The sequence below is a fragment of the Pseudomonas sp. P4_C3 genome, assembly GCF_056402075.1.
In genome coordinates, this window is record NZ_JBFUIC010000012.1 from 13,921 (window position 1) to 33,984 (window position 20,064).

Below are 20,064 nucleotides of genomic sequence, written 5' to 3' on the forward strand. Positions count from 1 at the left end.
GCGAGCAAGCTCCCTCCTACAGTGATTTGGGTGGTTCACAGATTTTGCGGAACGCCGCTCCCACAGGGTCTCGAGAAGACTTTCAGACCCTGAATGCACTGATCAACTGTTTCAACTCCACGACCTGGGCCGACAACGCCCGGCTGGCATCTTCGGTCTGATGTGCACCTTCAGCGGTACGCTCGCCGGCGCGATTGATCTCGACGATGTTCTGGTCGATGTCGTGGGCTACGGCGGTTTGTTGCTCCACGGCGGCGGCAATCTGCTGGTTCTGGTCGACGATCATGCCGACCGCGCCCAGGATGTTTTCCAGCGCCCGCTGGACCTTCTCCGACTGCCCCACCGTGCCGTTGGCCATTTCATGGCTGGTGCCCATGGCCTTGACCGCCGCGCCGACACCGCCATGAAGCCTGGCGATCATCTGCTCGATTTCTTCGGTCGATTGCTGGGTCCGTTTGGCCAGGGTCCGGACTTCATCGGCTACCACGGCGAAACCACGGCCCTGCTCACCGGCCCGTGCGGCCTCGATGGCGGCATTGAGCGCCAGCAGATTGGTCTGCTCGGCGATGCTCTTGATCACGTCGAGCACGCGGCTGATGGACTGGCTGTCGTTGGCCAGTTGATTGATCACCCGCACCGATTGATCGATCTCGCTGGCCAGCGCGGCAATGCTGCCTTGCTGCGACTCCACCAAGCCGCGACCACTGATGGTTTCGTCGTTGACACTGTGGGCACTGCTCACTGCCGCGGCGGCACTGCGCGCGACCTCCTGGGAAGTGGCCGACATCTGGTTCATCGCCGCGGCCACTTGCTCGATTTGCGTGCGCTGCCCGGCGACGGCCTGGTTGCTTTGCGCGGAAACATTTTCCACTTGCCCGGCCTGACGCTCGACTTCGCTGACGGTCTGCCCCACCCGCTCGATCAGGTCATGGATTTTCTTCACGGTGCCGTTGAACACCTCGCCCAACTCCCCCAGCTCATCGCGGCTGTGGGCGCTGAAGGTCACGGTCATGTCGCCGGCCGCCACCTTGTCCATCACCGCCCCCAGGCGCTTGAGCGTGGTGCGGGTCGAGACATAGAAAGCGCCGTAGAGATAAAAGATCAATACAAATACGACTGACAACGCCACGGCCTGCAAGACCATGTGCGTACGGTTCTGGTCCAGGCGTTGCTGCAACTGCGGGCCCATATACTTCAGGGTCGCCTCGTTGAGTTGGTAGGTCTGGTCCATCAGGGCGCTGACCTGATCGTAAAAGCCCTGCCACGGCGCGTCGAGGGTATCGGCCATGACCACTTGTTCTTCAAACAGCTCGCTGGCTTTCTTCAAGGATGCCCGGCTGCTATCGGCCTGAGCGGCCAAGGTATCGCGTGCGGCTTTGCTGGAACCCAGGGCATCCTGCAGTTTCAGGCCATACTCGGCCTGGAGCTTTTCAATCTGCACCAGCAATTCATCGAAACGGGTACTCGAAGCCGAGTTGATGAAACCCTGCCCCAACGAATAGGAACCCATTGCCCGACCTTCGCCCAGGATCTGGGTGACACGTGGCGTGACGAGGGTGACCAGCTCGCTCAACTGGCGCATGTCGCTCTGATTGTCGCGACTGAGGCCGGCCTGGCTGGTGATGAGCTGGCTGAAAATCTGCGCGCTGCCGACCAGTTTGCCAATCAGGGCACTTTTGCTTTGCAGGGAGTTTTCCGTTTGCTGGGCCTTGAACGCGGCGATCATTTCATCGCGTTTGCCATCAAACACCGCGACCTGCTCCGGGTCGCTGGTCATTGCCGTCAGCCCTTGCAGGCGAGTCAGAATATTCTGCTCAAGGGCGCTGATTTTCGATTCGACATTGCTGGCCTTGCCGGACTGGCCGAGGCTGACATCGATCTGCACCAGGTTGTTCAGGGTTTCCAGATCGCGCCGCAACGTCAGGCTGCTGCCCAACAGGTCGAGACTTTGCAGTTCGATGCGCGTGCCCTGGAACTCGCGGTAGGAGTCACGTACCAGATAGAAGTTGGTCACCAGCATCGGCACCAGGAACAGTACGCTGATCAGGCTGAACTTCATGCCGAAGCTCAGGCGGTTCATCAGTGCGACAGCGGGATAGAGCAAGCTCTTCACTGGATGTCTCCCTTCGATTTCTTATTTTTTTTATTGGCAGGCGCAGACGGGCGGCAGATAGCCACTATTCAGCGCTATCTCTGTATAACTTAAATCGGCAGGGGGTTTTGTAACTTAAGGTTAACGACAGGGCGAAGCACTTCGGACAAGTGATCGCCCTGTGGCGAGGGAGCTTGCTCTGATTTCTGACTACAGCGCTAAGGCAGGACCGTCCACAGCGCAAACCCGGCATACCAGAGCACTGCGGCACGCAGCAGCAGTTCCCAGATGCGGTCCAGGTTGTTGATACCTTCTGCGCCAGCCACCGGCGCCGGAATTTCACCGGCCACCAGCCCGACTTTCACGATCAATTGCGCGGCGCTGATGTTCCAGTTCAGCAGCTCATGCAGCATGACCCGGCTGACCGCGACAAAATTGCCGACCAATGCCAGGCTCGCCGCCAGCAGACGCACCGGCACCCAGTCGAAGGCGTGACGCAGTTGCCCGGCGCGTTCGACCACCGCCGGGTTTTTTCCGTGTTCTTCGGCCAGCGCCAGCAACCGATAGCTCAGCGCGGCGACCGGACCCAACAGGAAGTACCAGAAAATCACCGCGAAAAAACTATGGTAGGCCTCCCACAGCAAATGCCCTTCGACCTGTTCCAGCAGTTGCTCGCCACTGTCGGCGCAAATGTCCAGATCGCGCTTGGCGACATGGGCTGCTGCTTGCAGGTCCTCCCGACGCCAGGCATCGCGGAACGGCCCGAGATCGCCCAGCAGATCACCGCGCCCCAGGCTGTAAATCACCACCAGCAAATGAATCGGCAACGCCAGCAACCCGTAGGCCACCGGCTCGATGATGACCAGCAGCAAACCCAGCAACGCCACCGGCAACAAGACCAGTACCGACAACACCAGCCAGGGCCGGCCCGAAAGTCGCGGGCTGGCCTCAAGCTTGTTCAGCTCCTGTGTCCAGCCACTGTCACGCTGAACCCGATGACGCAAGGCCGAGAACTTCTCGATCCACACCGCCAACAGCAACACCAGAAAACTCATCGTCCTTCCTCTTGTGCCAGGGCGGCACGATAGCGTGCCCAGTCGAACGCCGGCCCTGGATCGGTTTTGCGCCCCGGTGCAATGTCGCTGTGCCCGCAGATGCGCTCTGTGGTGATTGCCGTGAACGCCTGCTGCAACTGGCGGGTCAGGGCTGTCAACGCGCTGTATTGCGCGTCGGTGAACGGCTGATCATCCGTGCCTTCCAGTTCGATGCCCACGGAAAAATCGTTACAGGTTTCCCGTCCCTCGAAGCTCGAAACACCCGCATGCCAAGCACGCTCAAGGCATGAAACGAACTGAGTGACGGTACCGTCACGCTCAATCAGAAAGTGCGCGGACACCCGCAAATCCGCGATCCCTTCAAAATAGGGATGTTCGGTGACATCCAGACGATTCTGGAAAAACTCCTGCACCTTACCGGTGGCGAACTGCGCCGGTGGCAGGCTGATGTTGTGGATCACCAGCAGGGAAATTTCGCCTGTGGGGCGCGCATTGAAGTTGGGTGAGGGGCAGACATGCACACCCTGAATCCAACCGCTCGCGGGGTCCAACTGCATACATATTCCTTCGACATCGACTGAGTTGACACAGTATGCCGTGATAATCCCCCGGGGCGCGATCACTTGCCGCGATTGAGGCGCTGGAGGTTGCCGATCTCAAACTGGCGTTTGTTCGGAATCGACGGCCTACGCCGACAACGACAGGGATTCGACCAAATGCAGGCGCCAGCACCAATGTAACGCGCTGATGCCTTGGGTTGGTCGCTGCCATGGCCCTATAATCGAGCCACTTTGTTTGTGGAGTCCATTATGCCGAATCTACGTCTCGCCGATCTGACCGCCGAAATCGAAGCCAACGTGCGCCGTGCGTTGCGCGAAGACATCGGCAGCGGCGACATCACCGCGCAGTTGATCCCGGCTGAACGCCTGGCCAAAGCCACCATCATTACCCGCGACGCGGCCGTCATCAGCGGCACCGCCTGGGTAGATGCCGTGTTTCGGCAACTGGATCCACGGGTGGCGGTGCACTGGCAGGTTGCCGACGGTGAACGGGTGACGCCCAACCAGGTGCTGTTCCACCTCGAAGGCCCTGCACGCTCACTGCTGACTGGCGAACGCAGCGCCCTGAACTTCCTGCAATTGCTCTCCGGCGTGGCGACCCGCGCGCAATACCTGGCGGACTTCGTGGCCGAGACTCAGGTCAAACTGCTCGACACTCGTAAAACGCTACCGGGGCTGCGCCTGGCGCAAAAGTACGCCGTGACCTGCGGCGGTTGCCATAACCACCGCATCGGCCTTTATGACGCCTTCCTGATCAAGGAAAACCACATCGCCGCCAGCGGCGGCATCGCCCAGGCCATAGCCGCCGCGCACAAGATCGCCCCGGGAAAACCAGTCGAGATTGAAGTGGAAAGCCTGGATGAACTGAAAGAAGCGCTGGCGGCCGGTGCCGACATCATCATGCTCGACGAACTGAGCCTGGACGATATGCGCGAAGCCGTGCGCCTGAATGCCGGCAAGGCCAAACTGGAGGCCAGCGGCGGGATCAACGAAAGTACGTTGCTGCCGATTGCCCGGACCGGGGTGGATTACATTTCGATCGGTGCGATGACCAAGGATGTGAAGGCTGTAGACCTTTCGATGCGCCTGAGCATCTGATCGCTCTTGTGCAATGAAAAACGCCAGCCCCATTGAGGCTGGCGTTTTTGTTCAAACCACCAGATTGTTCATCTCGCAGTACTCTTCCCACTCGACACCTAGCACCTCGGCCGCTTCTTTATGCAGCTTCAGGCGTTCTGTCTCGTACTCTTCTGGTGTCGAGGTGTATTTGAGGCTCAACTCCCACGGCTGCAAGCCCTGGGCTTCGGCTTCATCCTCAAACGCCCACTGAATCTGGTCCTTCTGATCATCGGCACTCAGGTCCTTGATCTCTTCCATCAGATCCGGCACATCCAGCATGTACTTTTTCAGTGCTTCTTCGTGTCTGGCTTCTTGGGTCAATTCTTTTATTGTCATGGCGTTCTCGTTGATCTGGGGAATGGAAGATGGATCTGGATCATCAAGGATCTCTCTGACGCAAAAAACCGTATAAAGCGCGGTTTGTCTGGCCTTCAGAACCATTCGGGATCATCTGAAAACAAGTCTTGCTGGTGCCCGAGACAGGAATCGAACCTGCGACCTTCGCGTTACGAGTGCGCTGCTCTACCGGCTGAGCTACACGGGCGGTGGGCTAAACCTAGCACTGACTTCAGAGGCAGGCAACTTCCGGAACGTCTCAATTTCCTGCAGACAAAAAAATGCCCCTTCGTTTTCACGGCGGGGCATTTTTTACAACGTTGAAGCGGTCAGGCGTGAGGCGCGATTAAACGCCCGAAGCCTTGGCTGCTGCCACGTCTTTGATGGACAGCTTGATACGGCCGCGGTTGTCCACGTCCAGTACCAGTACTTCCACTTCCTGGCCTTCTTTCAGGATGTCGGTCACTTTCTCGACGCGAGCGTCGCTCAGCATGGAGATGTGAACCAGACCGTCCTTGCCTGGCAGGATGTTGACGAATGCGCCGAAGTCGACGATGCGCTCAACCTTGCCAACGTAGATCTTGCCGATCTCGGCTTCAGCGGTGATGCCCAGAACGCGCTGACGAGCAGCTTCTGCCGCTTCCTTGGTTTCGCCGAAGATCTTGATCGAACCGTCGTCTTCGATGTCGATCGAAGCCTTGGTCTCTTCACAGATCGCACGAATGGTCGCGCCGCCTTTACCGATGACATCACGGATTTTGTCGGTGTCGATTTTCATCGCGATCATGGTCGGAGCGTTGGCCGACAGTTCGGTACGCGACTGGCCAATGATCTGGTTCATCTGGCCGAGGATGTTCAGGCGCGCTTCCAGGGCTTGGCCCAGAGCGATTTCCATGATCTCTTCGGTGATGCCCTTGATCTTGATGTCCATCTGCAGCGCGGTCACGCCTTTGGCGGTACCGGCTACCTTGAAGTCCATGTCGCCCAGGTGGTCTTCGTCACCCAGGATGTCGGTCAGGACGGCGAATTTCTCGCCTTCTTTAACCAGACCCATGGCGATACCGGCAACCGGCGCCTTCATCGGCACACCGGCGTCCATCAGGGCCAGGGAAGCGCCGCAAACGGAAGCCATCGAGCTCGAACCGTTGGATTCGGTGATTTCCGAAACCACGCGGATGGTGTACGGGAACACGTCAGCGGCAGGCAGCATGGCCGAAACCGAACGACGGGCCAGACGGCCGTGACCGATTTCACGACGACCAGCGCCCCCCATGCGACCACACTCGCCCACCGAGAACGGAGGGAAGTTGTAGTGCAGCATGAACGGGTCTTTTTTCTCGCCTTCCAGGGTGTCCAGCAGCTGTGCGTCACGGGCGGTGCCCAGAGTCGCGACTACCAGGGCCTGGGTTTCACCACGGGTGAACAGGGCCGAACCGTGAGTCTTCGGCAGAACACCGACTTCGATGTTCAGCGGACGTACAGTCTTGGTGTCGCGCCCGTCGATACGTGGCTTGCCGTTAACGATGTTTTCGCGAACGGTGCGGTATTCGATTTCGCCGAAAGCGGCTTTGACTTCGCTGGAAGAAGGCTGGCCTTCTTCACCGGACAGCTTGGCAACGACCTGGTCCTTCAACTCGCCCAGGCGAGCGTAACGGTCGGCCTTGACGGTGATGGTGTAGGCCTGGGAGATCGCTTCGCCGAACTCGGCACGAATAGCGCCCAGCAGTTCGGTGGCTTCTGGCGCAGGAGCCCAGGTCCAGGTTGGCTTGGCAGCTTCGGCAGCCAGTTCTTTAACAGCGTTGATCACAACCTGGAACTCGTCGTGAGCAAACAGTACCGCGCCCAGCATCTGGTCTTCGGTCAGCTCTTTGGCTTCCGATTCAACCATCAGCACAGCGTCCGAAGTACCGGCAACGACCATGTCCAGGCTGGAAGCAGCCTGTTGCTCGTAAGTCGGGTTCAGCAGGTAGCCGGTGCTTTCGTGGAACGCAACGCGGGCAGCGCCGATCGGGCCATCGAAAGGAATGCCGGAGATCGCCAGGGCAGCCGAGGTACCGATCATCGCAGCGATGTCCGGATCGGTCTTCTTGCTGGTGGAAACGACGGTGCAGACAACCTGCACTTCGTTCATGAAGCCTTCCGGGAACAGCGGACGGATCGGACGGTCGATCAGTCGGGAAGTCAGGGTTTCTTTCTCGGAAGGACGGCCTTCGCGCTTGAAGAAACCGCCAGGGATCTTACCGGCAGCGTAAGTCTTTTCCTGGTAGTGAACAGACAGAGGGAAGAAGCCCTTGCCTGGATCGGCTTGTTTTGCACCGACTACGGTCACCAATACGCTGACGTCGTCGTCAACGGTGACCAATACTGCGCCGGAGGCCTGACGGGCGATACGGCCAGTCTCGAGGGTAACGGTCGACTGACCGAACTGGAATTTTTTGATTACCGGGTTCACGGTGTCCTACCTTCTTTGTGGCTCTTGGGGGAACTGGTTTCTTGCGAAATTCTTGGGCAACGCCGGGAATCGGCCCGACTGGTTTGTCCAGGTGTTACTCAGGCAAAGCAGGTATCCAGATAAAACTTGAGGCTGGGAGCCTGCCATGCACCGGCGGGAAACCCACTGGTGCACGACAGACAACCAACCTCTAGCGCAATCGCTTATTAGCGACGCAGACCCAGGCGACCGATCAGAGTCTGATAGCGACCCAGATCCTTGCCTTTCAGGTAGTCCAGCAGCTTACGACGCTGGTTAACCATGCGGATCAGACCACGACGGGAGTGGTGGTCTTTACCGTTGGCCTTGAAGTGACCTTGCAGCTTGTTGATGTTGGCGGTCAGCAGTGCAACTTGCACTTCTGGCGAACCGGTGTCACCAACAGCTTGCTGGTAGTCAGTTACGATTTGAGCTTTTTCTTGAACGTCGAGAGCCATGAGGCAATCCTTTTATCAGGAAACTGTTTCAGAAAAACAGTTTCAACAGGCCAGGGACAAATCCCTGTATCTAAAAATGAGTAGTGACCGTGCCTGTTGACAGCCACCCTCGCCAGCCTGCTTTGACACAAGCTGGTTTCCGGTCATTCTGACCGAATCAGTCGACGCGGCGCGATGCGCCCGTCTTCGCTCACTTCACCGATACCGATGAAGCGACCATTGTGATCCTGTACCCGCACCATGCCGAACTTCGGAGCATCCGGGGCACGTACCGGCTGGCCGTTGAGCCAGTAGAACGCACTCGCTTCCGAGAACTGCAACAGTGGCCAATCCAGCAGGCCGCTGTCCGATGGCATCAGGAAGCGATCGACCGCTTCGTTGCCGCCTTCGGCATGTACCGCTTCCAGCTCTTCGAGGGTAACCGTCTGCGCCAGGGTGAATGGCCCGGCCTGGGTACGTCGCAGTTCTGCAACGTAAGCACCACAACCGAGTTGCTCACCGATATCCTCCACCAGGGTGCGGATATAGGTGCCTTTAGTGCAATCCACCGCCAGCCGCGCAGTATCACCTTCGAAGGCCAGCAATTCCAAGCGCGTAATAGTAACAGAACGCGGTTCGCGCTCCACTACTTCGCCTGCACGCGCCAGCTTGTACAGCGGCTGGCCATCACGCTTGAGCGCCGAGTACATCGGCGGTATCTGACTGATTTGYCCACGAAATTTCGGCAGTACCGCCTCGACATCGGGGCGACCAACGGTCACCGGGCGCTCCTGCAAAACTTCACCTTCGGCATCCGCCGTGGTGGTGGTCTTGCCCAGTTGCGCCAGGGTTTCATAACCCTTGTCGGAGTCGAGCAGGTATTGCGAGAACTTGGTGGCTTCGCCGAAGCACAGCGGCAACACGCCGGTGGCCAAGGGATCGAGACTGCCGGTATGACCGGCCTTTTCGGCGTTCAGCAACCAGCGAACCTTCTGCAAGGCCGCGTTGGAGGTGAACCCCAGCGGCTTGTCGAGAAGGATAATGCCGCTGACGTTACGACGGATACGTTTGACCTGAGCCACCGATTACTCCTTGGTGTCTTCGGCTTCTGCCGCAACCGGATGCTGATTGTCTTCAGCCACTGCGCGCTCGATCAATGCCGACAGATGCGCACCACGCACGACGCTTTCGTCGTAGTGGAAGTGCAGCTGTGGAACGCTGCGCAGCTTCATCTCGCGAGCCAGCTGCATGCGCAGGAAACCGGCGGCGGAGTTGAGCACCTTGATGCTTTGTGCGATTTCTTCGGCGCTGTCCTGCCCCATCACGGTGATGAAGATCTTGGCGTGACCGACGTCACGGCTGACTTCCACTGCGGTAATGGTGACCAGGCCGACGCGCGGGTCTTTGACTTCACGACGGATCAGTTGTGCCAGCTCACGCTGCATCTGATCGCCGATGCGTTGGGTACGGCTATATTCTTTTGCCATGTCTTGTTACCTGTTACTGCCCCACGGTGAAACCCGTGAGGTCTGAAAGCGGCAAACGCCCGGCCTGACAAAAGCCAGACCGGGCGTTGCGTTTAGAGTCCTGGTGACGAACTGCGCATTTGCATGCGACGACCCGTCACGGCTCCTGAAGTGCGCGAATTAGAGGCTGCGAGCAACCTGCACCTTCTCGAAGACTTCGATCTTGTCACCGACTTTAACGTCGTTGTAGCTCTTCACGCCGATACCGCATTCCATGCCGGCACGTACTTCGGAAGCGTCATCCTTGAAGCGGCGCAGGGATTCCAGCTCGCCTTCGAAGATAACGATGTCTTCACGCAGTACACGGATTGGACGGTTACGGTGCACAACACCTTCGATAACCATGCAACCGGCGATCGCGCCAAACTTCGGCGAACGGAACACGTCACGCACTTCGGCGATACCCAGGATGTTCTCGCGAACATCGCTGCCGAGCATACCGGTCAGGGCTTTCTTGACGTCTTCGATGATGTCGTAGATCACGTTGTAGTAACGCATATCCAGACCTTCCTGCTCGACGATCTTGCGCGCGCCGGCATCGGCACGCACGTTGAAGCCGAACAGTACAGCGTTGGAGGCCAGTGCCAGGTTGGCATCGGATTCGGTGATACCACCGACGCCGCCACCGACCACGCGCACTTGCACTTCGTCGTTACCCAGGCCGTTCAAGGCACCGTTCAACGCTTCGAGCGAACCACGGACGTCGGATTTGAGGACGATGTTGAGCGTCTTCTTCTCTTCCTGACCCATATTTTCGAAGATGTTTTCCAGCTTGCCGGCGTGAGCGCGAGCCAGTTTGACTTCGCGGAACTTGCCTTGACGGAACAGAGCCACTTCACGGGCTTTCTTCTCGTCGGCAACCACGCTCATCTCGTCGCCAGCATCCGGGGTACCGTCCAGGCCGAGGATCTCGACAGGGATGGCCGGACCGGCTTCCTTGATTGGCTTGCCGTTCTCGTCGAGCATGGCGCGAACGCGGCCATAGTTCGAACCGACCAGGACCATGTCGCCCTGACGCAGGGTACCGTCTTGAACCAGAACGGTAGCCACCGGGCCACGGCCCTTGTCCAGACGGGATTCAACCACGACGCCACGACCAGGAGCCGACGGAGTTGCGGTCAGTTCCAGGACTTCGGCTTGCAGCAGAACAGCTTCGAGCAGTTCGTCGACGCCAGTACCCATCTTCGCCGAGACCGGTAYGAACGGCGTGTCACCACCCCACTCTTCCGACGTCACGCCGTGAACCGACAATTCGCTACGGATGCGATCGAGATCGGCGCCCGGCTTGTCGATCTTGTTCACCGCGACGACCAGCGGAACACCCGCGGCCTTGGCATGCTGAACAGCTTCGATGGTCTGCGGCATCACGCCGTCGTCCGCCGCCACCACCAGGATCACGATGTCGGTCGCCTTGGCACCACGGGCACGCATTGCGGTAAACGCGGCGTGACCAGGGGTGTCGAGGAACGTCACCATGCCACGGTCGGTTTCAACGTGGTACGCACCGATGTGCTGGGTGATACCGCCGGCTTCGCCAGCAGCTACCTTGGCACGACGGATGTAGTCGAGCAGGGAAGTCTTACCGTGGTCAACGTGGCCCATTACGGTCACGACTGGTGCACGGGAAACTGCCTCGCCTTCAAACTTCAGGGACTCGGCCAGGGAATCTTCCAGGGCGGTGTCGCTGACCAGGGTCACTTTGTGGCCCAGCTCTTCGGCAACCAGTTGAGYAGTTTCCTGATCCAGTACCTGGTTGATGGTCGCTGGAGTACCCAGTTTGAACATGAACTTGATGATTTCAGCAGCCTTCACCGACATCTGCTGGGCGAGATCGCCAACAGTGATGGTCTCGCCGATCTTCACTTCGCGCACGACAGGGCCGGTCGGGCTCTGGAAACCGTGGGCGTTGCGCTTCTTCAGCTTGGCCTTGCCACGACCACCACGACGGAAGCCATCGCTTTCTTCGTCGGTAGTACGTGGGGCGACGCGTGGAGCCGGCGCCTTTTCCTTGACCGAAGCACGATGCGGAGCGTTTTTGCGCTCGCCATCGCCGCTACCGCGACGACTGTTGTCGTCGGCACGTGGCTTGTCCGGACGACGCTGTTCGTCGCGCTTGCGGGTATCGGCCGCAGGAGCTGGAGCGGCTGCCACAACCGGTGCGCTTTCGCGAACTGGCTCGGCCACCACAGCAAGCGCTGCAACAGGTACGGCTTGAGCGGTCGGCGCAGCAGCAGGCTGGCGACGCGCTTCTTCTTCGGCGMGACGCTTGGCTTCTTCTTCAGCCTTCTGACGAGCAGCATTTTCTACTGCGCGACGTTCATCCAGTTCACGCTTGCGCTCGGCTTCGATTTCTTCCGGGCTGCGCTGTACGAAGACTTTCTTCTTGCGTACTTCAACGCTGATGCTTTTGCTGCCAGCAACCCGCAGGGTGCTGGTGGTTTTACGCTGCAGCGTAATCTTGCGTGGTTCTTCCACTTTCGCCTTGTGGCTGCTTTTCAAGTGAGTCAGCAACGATTGCTTCTCACTGTCAGTCACATGTTCTTCGGCGGCGGTGTGCGGCAGACCTGCCTCACGCATCTGCTGCAACAGGCGCTCTACCGGTGTTTTGACCTCATCGGCCAGTTGTTTCACCGTGACTTGCGTCATGCACTTCTCTCCTCAGGCCGCGCCTAATTACTCGAACCAGTGGGCTCGGGCGGCCATGATCAACTTGCCGGCACGATCATCGTCAATGCCGTCGATGTCGAGCAGGTCGTCAATAGACTGCTCGGCCAGGTCTTCGCGGGTAATTACGCCGCGCACCGCCAGTTCCATCGCCAAATCCTTGTCCATACCCTCAAGCGAGAGCAGGTCTTCGGCCGGATGGGCGTCTGCCAGCTTTTCCTCAGTAGCGATGGCTTTAGTCAACAAGCGATCCTTGGCCCGAGCGCGAAGCTCGTTGACGGTGTCTTCGTCAAAGCCGTCGATGTTGAGCATTTCTTCCAACGGTACGTAGGCAATCTCTTCCAGGCTGGTAAAGCCTTCGTCCACCAGCACCTGCGCCAGATCTTCGTCGACTTCCAGCTCGTCGATGAAGTTGCGCAGGATGTCGCCGGTTTCTGCTTGCTGTTTAGCCTGGATGTCCGATTCGGTCATCACGTTCAGGGTCCAGCCAGTCAACTGGCTAGCCAGACGCACGTTCTGACCACCGCGACCGATGGCCTGAGCCAGATTGTCTGCGCCAACGGCGATGTCCATTGCGTGGGCATCTTCGTCAACGATAATTGCCGCAACCTCGGCCGGGGACATGGCGTTGATCACGAACTGAGCCGGGTTGTCGTCCCACAGAACGATGTCAACACGCTCACCGCCCAACTCACCCGACACTGCCTGGACGCGCGAACCGCGCATACCGATGCAAGCGCCCTGCGGGTCGATGCGTTTGTCCTTGGAGCGAACGGCGATCTTGGCGCGCGAACCCGGATCACGGGACGCAGCCATCACTTCGATCAGGCCTTCGGCAATTTCCGGCACTTCGATGCGGAACAACTCGATCAGCATTTCCGGCGCGGTGCGCGACAGGATCAACTGCGGGCCGCGGTTCTCGGTGCGGATTTCCTTGAGCAGCGCACGCAGACGCACGCCAACCCGGAAAGTTTCGCGAGAAATGATGTCTTCACGAGCCAGCAACGCTTCAGCGTTGTTACCCAGATCAACGATCACGTTGTCGCGGGTGACTTTTTTCACGGTGCCGGAGATGATTTCACCCAGGCGCTCGCGGTAAGCGTCAACCACCTGAGCGCGCTCGGCTTCGCGAACTTTCTGCACAATGACTTGCTTGGCAGTCTGTGCAGCGATGCGGCCGAACTCGATGGACTCGATTTTCTCTTCTACGACATCACCGACCTTGGCGCCAGGATGCGTTTCGGCAACCTTGCTCGGCCAGGTTTCGATGGCCGGATCGTCCAGGTCTGCTTCTTCGACGACCGTCCAGCGACGGAATGTCTCGTATGCACCAGTGTGGCGATTGATTTCCACACGCAAATCAACTTCGTCTTCGAAACGCTTTTTGGTAGCAGTGGCCAGAGCCAGCTCCAGCGCTTCAAAAATAACGTTTGCCGGTACGCCCTTTTCATTGGATACCGACTCAACAACCAGCAGTACTTCTTTGCTCATCGTACGCCTCGCCTTTCGCAAGCCATTGGATCCGCGGGATCCGCAGTATCTGGCACGCCTCAGTCAAAACTGGGAATAATGTTGGCCTTGTCGATCATATCGATCGGCAACAGGAACTCATGGTCTTCTACCTGCACCACGACATCCTGCTCTTCTACGCCGCGCAGAAGGCCCTGAAAGTTGCGTCGTCCTTCAAAAGGCGAGCGCAGCTTGATCTTCACTTGTTCACCGGCAAATTTTGCAAACTGCTCAAGAGTGAACAGCGGGCGTTCCATGCCAGGCGAGGAAACTTCAAGGGTGTATTCAACGGAAATTGGATCTTCAACATCCAGCACACCGCTGATCTGACGGCTGACGATGGCGCAATCGTCCACCAGCACGCCGCCTTCTTTATCGATATAAACGCGCAACATCGAGTGACGACCCTGAGCCGAAAACTCGATACCCCAGCATTCATAGCCTAGGGCCACGACCACCGGGGCCAGCAAGGCCTGCAACTCTTCTAGCTTGCTCGACACCTGAACCCCCTAGTGCATGTATGTGCATGCTATGCAAAATAAAAAAATGGGCGAAACGCCCATCCTTGAAACGCCGTCGAACAGCGGCGTTGAAAGTGTCCAGCTAACAAAAAGCCCCTTAAAAGGGGCTCCTTAAACTGGTTGCGGGGGCCGGATTTGAACCGACGACCTTCGGGTTATGAGCCCGACGAGCTACCAGACTGCTCCACCCCGCGACAAAGCTGGGGCGGAAGTATACGACCGATCCCCTACAGGGTCAATGTAACCTTCCACCTGCAAGAAAGCCCGCAACAGCGGGCTCTCCTGACTAATTGGTACCGAGAAGGGGACTCGAACCCCTACACCCTATGGGCACAACCACCTCAAGGTTGCGTGTCTACCAATTCCACCACCTCGGCAATACTACGTTTGGAACCCTTCTTACTTCTGCTCTTGAGCTGGAGGCACGTCAGTCGCTGGGGTAGCCGACTTTTGCTCTTGAAGCACCGGGACATCATCAGAAGCCGGTTGTTGCTTTGGAACTTCCAGTACCGCTGGATTTGGGAGACCTACTTGAGTCAGCTGGTGAGCCTTCTCTTTAGCAAAGTAACCTAACCCCAAGCTGGTTATGAAAAAACCTGCGGCAAGTATAGCAGTAAACTTACTAAGAAAGGTAGAGGAACCTTGGCTTCCGAACACAGTATTTGAAGCACCTGCTCCGAAAGACGCGCCAGCATCCGCACCTTTACCCTGCTGCAGCAAAACCAGAGCTACTACGCCCAATGCACCCAGCAGATGAAAAACGACTACGACTGTTTCCAGCATTTTTTCAGTTTCCCGCGGCGCGACAAATCGCACCGAACTCATCTGCATTCAGGGAAGCCCCACCAATCAGGCCCCCATCGATATCCGGCATGCCGAACAGTTCGACCGCATTGGCCGCCTTCACGCTGCCGCCGTATAGAAGCCGCACACCTTGTGCGACCTCAGAATTCTCTGCCGCCAACTGGGCGCGAATGGCTGCGTGCACATCCTGCGCCTGTTGTGGCGTTGCAGTCAGCCCGGTGCCAATGGCCCAGACCGGCTCGTAAGCGATCACTGCCTTGGCAAAGGCACCGACACCCAGCTCCTCGATGATACTGCCCAGCTGACGCGAGACAACCTCAAGAGTCTTTCCGGCTTCACGCTGCTCAAGGGTTTCCCCTATGCACAACACCGGAATCAAGCCACATGCCTGTGCCGCTGCGAACTTGCGGATCAGCACTGCGTCCTGCTCGCCCATGATCTGGCGGCGTTCGGAGTGCCCGACAAGTACCAGGGAACAACCTGCATCCACCAACTGACTCGCTGCAACTTCACCAGTCAACGCACCTTGCCCGGATTCCACCGCAGAATTCTGCGCGCCGACCGAAATCGACTTTCCTTCCAGGCCATCAATCACTTGATTGATATGCAGGAAAGGCGGGAATACCGCGACATCAACACTGCTCGGCAAGGCCAAGTCACGAAGGCCGTTGATCAGCTCAGCGACGCTGGCGCGGGTACCGTGCATCTTCCAGTTACCAGCTACCATAGGGCGACGCATGCTGTACCTCGTCGGTCAAAGTGGGCGCAGATGTTACCCAACACAATCATGGCTGGCAAGCCGAATTCAGGCAGAAACTTCAGTAACCAGTTTTGCCAGCTCTTCGGCATAGCCACGAACCTGCGTTTCGTCTTCGCCTTCGACCATCACACGCACCAGCGGTTCGGTTCCGGACTTGCGCAACAGCACGCGCCCCCGACCCGCCATGGCCTTGGTCACACGCTCGCTGGCTTCCTTGACCGACGGATGGTCGAGTGGGTTTGCGCCGCCACCGAATCGCACATTGATCAGCACCTGAGGGCATTTGCGCAGCGCCTGACGAGCTTCAGCCAAACCTTGCGCACGGGCTTTCAACGCCTTCAGCACCTGCAACGCGGCGATAATCGCATCACCAGTGGTGGTGTAATTGAAGCAAACGATATGACCCGAATTTTCGCCACCGACCAGCCAGTTACGCTCCAGCAGATCAGCAATCACATAACGATCACCAACATTGGCGCGGACAAATGGAATCCCCAGGTCGGCCAAGGCCAACTCCAATCCCAGGTTGCTCATCAGTGTACCGACTACACCACCTTGCAGCTTGTCTCGCTCATGCAGGTCGCGAGCAATGATGAACAGCAACTCATCACCATCGACGATGGCCCCCGTGTGATCCACCATCAACACCCGGTCGCCATCACCATCGAAGGCGATACCCAGATCGGCGTGTTCAGCCAGCACAGCGGCCTGCAGTTGCCCCATATGGGTCGAGCCGCAGTTGTCATTGATATTCAAACCGTTGGGCTGCGCGGACAAGACCACGACTTCGGCACCCAACTCACGAAACACACTCGGCGCCACTTTATAGGTCGCACCATGGGCGCAGTCGATCACAATCTTGAGGCCGGTAAAGCTGGTACCGGTCGGCACACTGCTCTTGCAGAATTCGATATACCGACCCGACGCGTCATTGATTCGCGACACCTTGCCGATCTTGCTCGACTCAACCACAGTCATTGGGGTATCGAGCAGCTCTTCGATCATGTGCTCGACCTCATCCGGCAGCTTGGTGCCATTGCCGGAGAAGAACTTGATGCCATTGTCATCATGCGGATTGTGCGACGCACTGATCACGATGCCAGCTTCGGCATGGAAGGTACGCGTCAGGTAAGCAATCGCCGGGGTCGGCATAGGCCCCAGAAGCATCACATCAGCACCTGCCGACGTCAGTCCCGCTTCAAGCGCGGACTCGAACATGTAGCCGGAGATCCGGGTGTCCTTACCTACCAATACCTTGCAGGCGCCCATCTTGCGGAACGCCATACCTGCAGCCCAGCCGAGCTTGAGCATGAAATCAGGAGTAATCGGGTATTCACCGACACGCCCACGAATACCATCGGTGCCAAAATATTTTTTGCTCATAAGTGCTCCATCATTCTTATTCGGCTGATTCCACTGCGGCGATCATCCGCACCACATCCATTGTTTCGGCTACATCATGGACGCGCAATATACGCGCACCTTTCGCCGAAGCCAGCGCCGCGAGCGCCAAACCACCATACAGCCGGTCTCCCACCGGACGATTCAACGCCTGACCAATCATGCTCTTTCGCGAAACCCCGACCAACAGGGGTCGCCCCAAGGCATGCAGGGCTTCCATATGTTTGAACAAACTCAGATTGTGCTGCAAGGTTTTGGCGAAGCCAAAGCCGGGGTCAAGAATGATCCGCTCAGCCGCAATTCMCACCAATGAACACTGATGCATGCGTTCGGCGAGAAACTCACCGACTTCCCTTGTAACGTCCTGATACTGCGGATTGTCCTGCATATCGCCTGGCTCTCCAAGCATATGCATCAGGCAAACCGGTAACCCGGTGGCCGCCGCAGCATCCAGGGCACCATCGCGACGCAACGAACGTACGTCATTGATCAGCCCGGCACCCAGGCGCGCAGTTTCACGCATGACCGCTGGCGTGGAGGTGTCGACCGAGATGATGACGTCCAGTTCGCGACTGATGCGCTCGACAATGGGCGCTACGCGCTCCAGCTCTTCCAGTGGCGACACCGCCCTGGCACCAGGACGGGTGGATTCGCCACCGACATCGATCAGCGTCGCGCCGGCCACAACCATGGCTTCGGCGTGGCGCATGGCCGCGTCGAGCTGGCTGTATTGACCACCATCGGAGAAAGAATCAGGAGTGACATTGAGAATGCCCATGACATGCGTCTGGGCCAAATCAAGAACCCGGTTGCCGCAAGGCAACCGGGTCGAGGACTGAACAGAAGTCATTTCAAACCTTATACGTCAGCAGCAGGACCGCCAATCGGTGTTTCCGGACGCTCATCCTGCACCACCGGAGGGGTGCCGGAAGTACCCGTGCCACCCGACCAATCGCGCGGCTCGCGAGGCGTACGACCCGCCATGATGTCGTCGATCTGCTCGGCATCGATTGTCTCGTACTTCATCAAGGCATCGGCCATCGCATCGAGCTTGTCACGGTTGTCCGTGAGAATCTGCTTCGCCGTGCCATAGCACTGATCGATGATGCTGCGCACTTCGGAGTCGATCAGCTTGGCTGTCTCACCGGAGAAGCTTGCATTCTGACCACCGCCGCCGCGACCGAGGAATACCTCACCCTCTTCTTCGGCATACATCAACGGACCGAGTTTTTCCGAAAGACCCCACTTGGTCACCATATTCCGCGCAATCTGGCTGGCGCGCATGATGTCGTTGGAGGCACCGGTGGTCACGCCATCGAAGCCCAGGGTCATTTCTTCAGCGATACGACCGCCGTACAGCGAGCAGATCTGGCTGATCAACGCACGCTTGGACAGGCTGTAACGATCTTCTTCCGGCAGGAACATGGTTACACCCAGCGCACGACCGCGCGGGATGATCGACACCTTGTACACCGGATCATGCTCAGGTACGACGCGACCAACAATGGCGTGGCCGGCTTCGTGATAAGCGGTGTTCTGCTTTTCTTTCTCGGACATGACCATGGATTTGCGCTCGGCGCCCATCATGATCTTGTCTTTGGCCAGTTCGAACTCTTTCATTTCGACGATGCGCTTGCCGGCACGAGCAGCGAACAACGATGCCTCGTTCACCAGATTGGCCAGGTCAGCACCGGAGAAGCCTGGAGTACCACGAGCGATCACGGCCGGAGCAACGTCGTCGCCCATTGGCACTTTGCGCATGTGAACCTTGAGAATCTGTTCGCGACCACGGATGTCCGGCAGCCCCACAACAACCTGACGGTCGAAACGGCCTGGACGCAGCAACGCAGGGTCCAGTACATCAGGACGGTTGGTTGCGGCGATCACGATGATGCCGTCATTCATTTCAAAGCCGTCCATCTCGACCAGCAACTGGTTGAGAGTCTGCTCGCGCTCGTCGTGACCACCACCCATGCCAGCACCACGATGGCGACCGACCGCATCGATTTCGTCGATGAAGATGATGCATGGAGCGTGCTTCTTGGCCTGTTCGAACATGTCGCGAACACGGCTGGCACCGACACCGACGAACATTTCGACGAAGTCGGAACCGGAAATGGTGAAGAACGGCACTTTGGCTTCGCCGGCAATCGCCTTGGCAATCAAGGTTTTACCGGTACCTGGAGGACCAACCATCAGCACGCCGCGAGGAATGCGGCCACCCAGGCGCTGGAACTTGCCCGGATCGCGCAGGAACTCGACCAACTCACCGACTTCTTCCTTGGCTTCGTCGCAACCGGCAACGTCAGCCAGGGTAGTTTTCACCTGATCCTCGGAGAGCAGGCGCGCCTTGCTTTTACCGAAGCTCATCGGCCCGCCCTTGCCACCGGCACCGCCCTGCATCTGCCGCATGAAGAACATGAACACAGCGATGATCACAAGGATCGGGAAGCTGGCGACCAGAAGTTGAGTCCAGATGCTTTGCTGTTCAGGCTGTTTGCCTTCAACCACGACGTGGTTATCCACCAGGTCRCCGATCAGGCCGTTGTCCTGGATCGCCGGGCGAATGGTCTTGAAGCTGTCGCCATCGTTGCGCTTGCCGGTAATCACGTAGCCATCAACCGCCACGCGTTCGACCTTGCCATCCTTGACCTGCTGGATGAAGTCGGAATAGTTGAGGGTCTGCGGCTCGTTAGGGCTGGAGAAGTTGTTCATCACCGTCACCAGGACAGCCGCGATGATCAACCACAGGATCAGATTCTTTGCCATATCGTTCAATTAACTACCCTCTGAAGCAAGCTCCGCTACTG

The 20,064-nt window shown here is 58.2% G+C and carries 16 protein-coding genes, 3 tRNA genes and 2 pseudogenes; 1 reads left to right on the plus strand and 20 read right to left on the minus strand.

The annotated features are described in order from the left end of the window. Positions 1-82: 82 nt before the first annotated feature. From AC1DVH_RS04515 to ampD, 4 genes and pseudogenes are all read right to left on the minus strand, one after another. Positions 83-619: pseudogene (locus tag AC1DVH_RS04515) on the minus strand (methyl-accepting chemotaxis protein); the annotation flags it as partial. Between the two features lie 369 nt (positions 620-988). Further along, a pseudogene (locus AC1DVH_RS04520) lies at positions 989-2,080 on the minus strand (methyl-accepting chemotaxis protein); the annotation flags it as partial. Between the two features lie 230 nt (positions 2,081-2,310). Next, positions 2,311-3,147, minus strand: coding sequence for a regulatory signaling modulator protein AmpE (gene ampE, locus AC1DVH_RS04525; protein WP_477752808.1), 837 nt, complete (start codon positions 3,145-3,147; stop codon positions 2,311-2,313). Beyond that, complete coding sequence (gene ampD, locus AC1DVH_RS04530; protein ID WP_477752809.1) at positions 3,144-3,704, minus strand: 1,6-anhydro-N-acetylmuramyl-L-alanine amidase AmpD; 561 nt, start codon at positions 3,702-3,704, stop codon at positions 3,144-3,146. Before ampD ends, ampE begins: the two co-directional genes overlap by 4 nt. Positions 3,705-3,956: 252 nt before the next feature. Here ampD and nadC point away from each other — a divergent pair, with 252 nt between their 5' ends. After that, complete coding sequence (gene nadC / locus AC1DVH_RS04535) at positions 3,957-4,805, plus strand: carboxylating nicotinate-nucleotide diphosphorylase (protein ID WP_477752810.1); 849 nt, start codon at positions 3,957-3,959, stop codon at positions 4,803-4,805. A gap of 51 nt (positions 4,806-4,856) precedes the next feature. On the opposite strand, the gene AC1DVH_RS04540 is transcribed toward nadC, so the two are convergent. The 16 genes from AC1DVH_RS04540 to ftsH form a co-directional block, all read right to left on the minus strand. Beyond that, positions 4,857-5,162 (minus strand): DUF6388 family protein, encoded by a 306-nt coding sequence (locus tag AC1DVH_RS04540; protein WP_477752821.1) that lies wholly within the window; start codon positions 5,160-5,162, stop codon positions 4,857-4,859. A 132-nt stretch (positions 5,163-5,294) separates the two neighbouring features. Further along, a tRNA-Thr gene (locus tag AC1DVH_RS04545) sits at positions 5,295-5,370 on the minus strand. 138 nt (positions 5,371-5,508) lie between these two features. Then, on the minus strand, positions 5,509-7,614 hold the full coding sequence (pnp, locus tag AC1DVH_RS04550; RefSeq protein WP_007915263.1) for a polyribonucleotide nucleotidyltransferase: 2,106 nt from the start codon (positions 7,612-7,614) through the stop codon (positions 5,509-5,511). Between the two features lie 206 nt (positions 7,615-7,820). Beyond that, positions 7,821-8,090 carry a 30S ribosomal protein S15 gene (gene rpsO, locus AC1DVH_RS04555; protein ID WP_347910535.1) on the minus strand — a complete coding sequence of 90 codons (270 nt, stop codon included), beginning with the start codon at positions 8,088-8,090 and terminating at the stop codon, positions 7,821-7,823. A gap of 143 nt (positions 8,091-8,233) precedes the next feature. Continuing rightward, a complete protein-coding gene (gene truB / locus AC1DVH_RS04560) occupies positions 8,234-9,151 on the minus strand; it encodes a tRNA pseudouridine(55) synthase TruB (RefSeq protein WP_046038714.1) in 918 nt (305 codons plus the stop codon). Positions 9,152-9,154: 3 nt separating this feature from the next. Then, on the minus strand, positions 9,155-9,556 hold the full coding sequence (gene rbfA, locus AC1DVH_RS04565) for a 30S ribosome-binding factor RbfA (protein WP_007973108.1): 402 nt from the start codon (positions 9,554-9,556) through the stop codon (positions 9,155-9,157). 159 nt (positions 9,557-9,715) lie between these two features. Continuing rightward, positions 9,716-12,241 (minus strand): translation initiation factor IF-2, encoded by a 2,526-nt coding sequence (gene infB, locus AC1DVH_RS04570; protein WP_477752811.1) that lies wholly within the window; start codon positions 12,239-12,241, stop codon positions 9,716-9,718. Between the two features lie 27 nt (positions 12,242-12,268). Further along, a complete protein-coding gene (nusA, locus tag AC1DVH_RS04575) occupies positions 12,269-13,750 on the minus strand; it encodes a transcription termination factor NusA (protein ID WP_008057419.1) in 1,482 nt (493 codons plus the stop codon). A 59-nt stretch (positions 13,751-13,809) separates the two neighbouring features. Next, positions 13,810-14,268, minus strand: a complete 459-nt coding sequence (gene rimP, locus AC1DVH_RS04580; RefSeq protein WP_007973115.1) for a ribosome maturation factor RimP — start codon at positions 14,266-14,268, stop codon at positions 13,810-13,812. A 138-nt stretch (positions 14,269-14,406) separates the two neighbouring features. Next, positions 14,407-14,483 (minus strand) — tRNA-Met (locus AC1DVH_RS04585). 97 nt (positions 14,484-14,580) lie between these two features. Next, positions 14,581-14,666 (minus strand) — tRNA-Leu (locus AC1DVH_RS04590). Positions 14,667-14,688: 22 nt separating this feature from the next. Next, positions 14,689-15,072 carry a preprotein translocase subunit SecG gene (secG, locus tag AC1DVH_RS04595; protein WP_017336473.1) on the minus strand — a complete coding sequence of 128 codons (384 nt, stop codon included), beginning with the start codon at positions 15,070-15,072 and terminating at the stop codon, positions 14,689-14,691. A gap of 4 nt (positions 15,073-15,076) precedes the next feature. Continuing rightward, positions 15,077-15,832 (minus strand): triose-phosphate isomerase, encoded by a 756-nt coding sequence (gene tpiA, locus AC1DVH_RS04600; RefSeq protein WP_477752812.1) that lies wholly within the window; start codon positions 15,830-15,832, stop codon positions 15,077-15,079. Positions 15,833-15,898: 66 nt separating this feature from the next. Further along, complete coding sequence (glmM, locus tag AC1DVH_RS04605; protein WP_477752813.1) at positions 15,899-17,236, minus strand: phosphoglucosamine mutase; 1,338 nt, start codon at positions 17,234-17,236, stop codon at positions 15,899-15,901. A gap of 16 nt (positions 17,237-17,252) precedes the next feature. Beyond that, on the minus strand, positions 17,253-18,104 hold the full coding sequence (gene folP, locus AC1DVH_RS04610; RefSeq protein WP_477752814.1) for a dihydropteroate synthase: 852 nt from the start codon (positions 18,102-18,104) through the stop codon (positions 17,253-17,255). Between the two features lie 8 nt (positions 18,105-18,112). Further along, entirely contained in the window at positions 18,113-20,023 is a 1,911-nt protein-coding gene (gene ftsH / locus AC1DVH_RS04615; protein WP_057398827.1) for an ATP-dependent zinc metalloprotease FtsH, read from the minus strand. Positions 20,024-20,064: the final 41 nt, after the last annotated feature.

What these genes read in the sequence shown, in the direction of transcription:
- rpsO (WP_347910535.1), bottom strand. Translation starts at nt 8,090, where the DNA reads ATGGCTCTCGACGTTCAAGAAAAAGCTCAAATCGTAACTGACTACCAG.
- rbfA (WP_007973108.1), bottom strand. Translation starts at nt 9,556, where the DNA reads ATGGCAAAAGAATATAGCCGTACCCAACGCATCGGCGATCAGATGCAG.
- glmM (WP_477752813.1), bottom strand. Translation starts at nt 17,236, where the DNA reads ATGAGCAAAAAATATTTTGGCACCGATGGTATTCGTGGGCGTGTCGGT.
- ampD (WP_477752809.1), bottom strand. Translation starts at nt 3,704, where the DNA reads ATGCAGTTGGACCCCGCGAGCGGTTGGATTCAGGGTGTGCATGTCTGC.
- secG (WP_017336473.1), bottom strand. Translation starts at nt 15,072, where the DNA reads ATGCTGGAAACAGTCGTAGTCGTTTTTCATCTGCTGGGTGCATTGGGC.
- AC1DVH_RS04540 (WP_477752821.1), bottom strand. Translation starts at nt 5,162, where the DNA reads ATGACAATAAAAGAATTGACCCAAGAAGCCAGACACGAAGAAGCACTG.
- tpiA (WP_477752812.1), bottom strand. Translation starts at nt 15,832, where the DNA reads ATGCGTCGCCCTATGGTAGCTGGTAACTGGAAGATGCACGGTACCCGC.
- ampE (WP_477752808.1), bottom strand. Translation starts at nt 3,147, where the DNA reads ATGAGTTTTCTGGTGTTGCTGTTGGCGGTGTGGATCGAGAAGTTCTCG.
- nusA (WP_008057419.1), bottom strand. Translation starts at nt 13,750, where the DNA reads ATGAGCAAAGAAGTACTGCTGGTTGTTGAGTCGGTATCCAATGAAAAG.
- nadC (WP_477752810.1), top strand. Translation starts at nt 3,957, where the DNA reads ATGCCGAATCTACGTCTCGCCGATCTGACCGCCGAAATCGAAGCCAAC.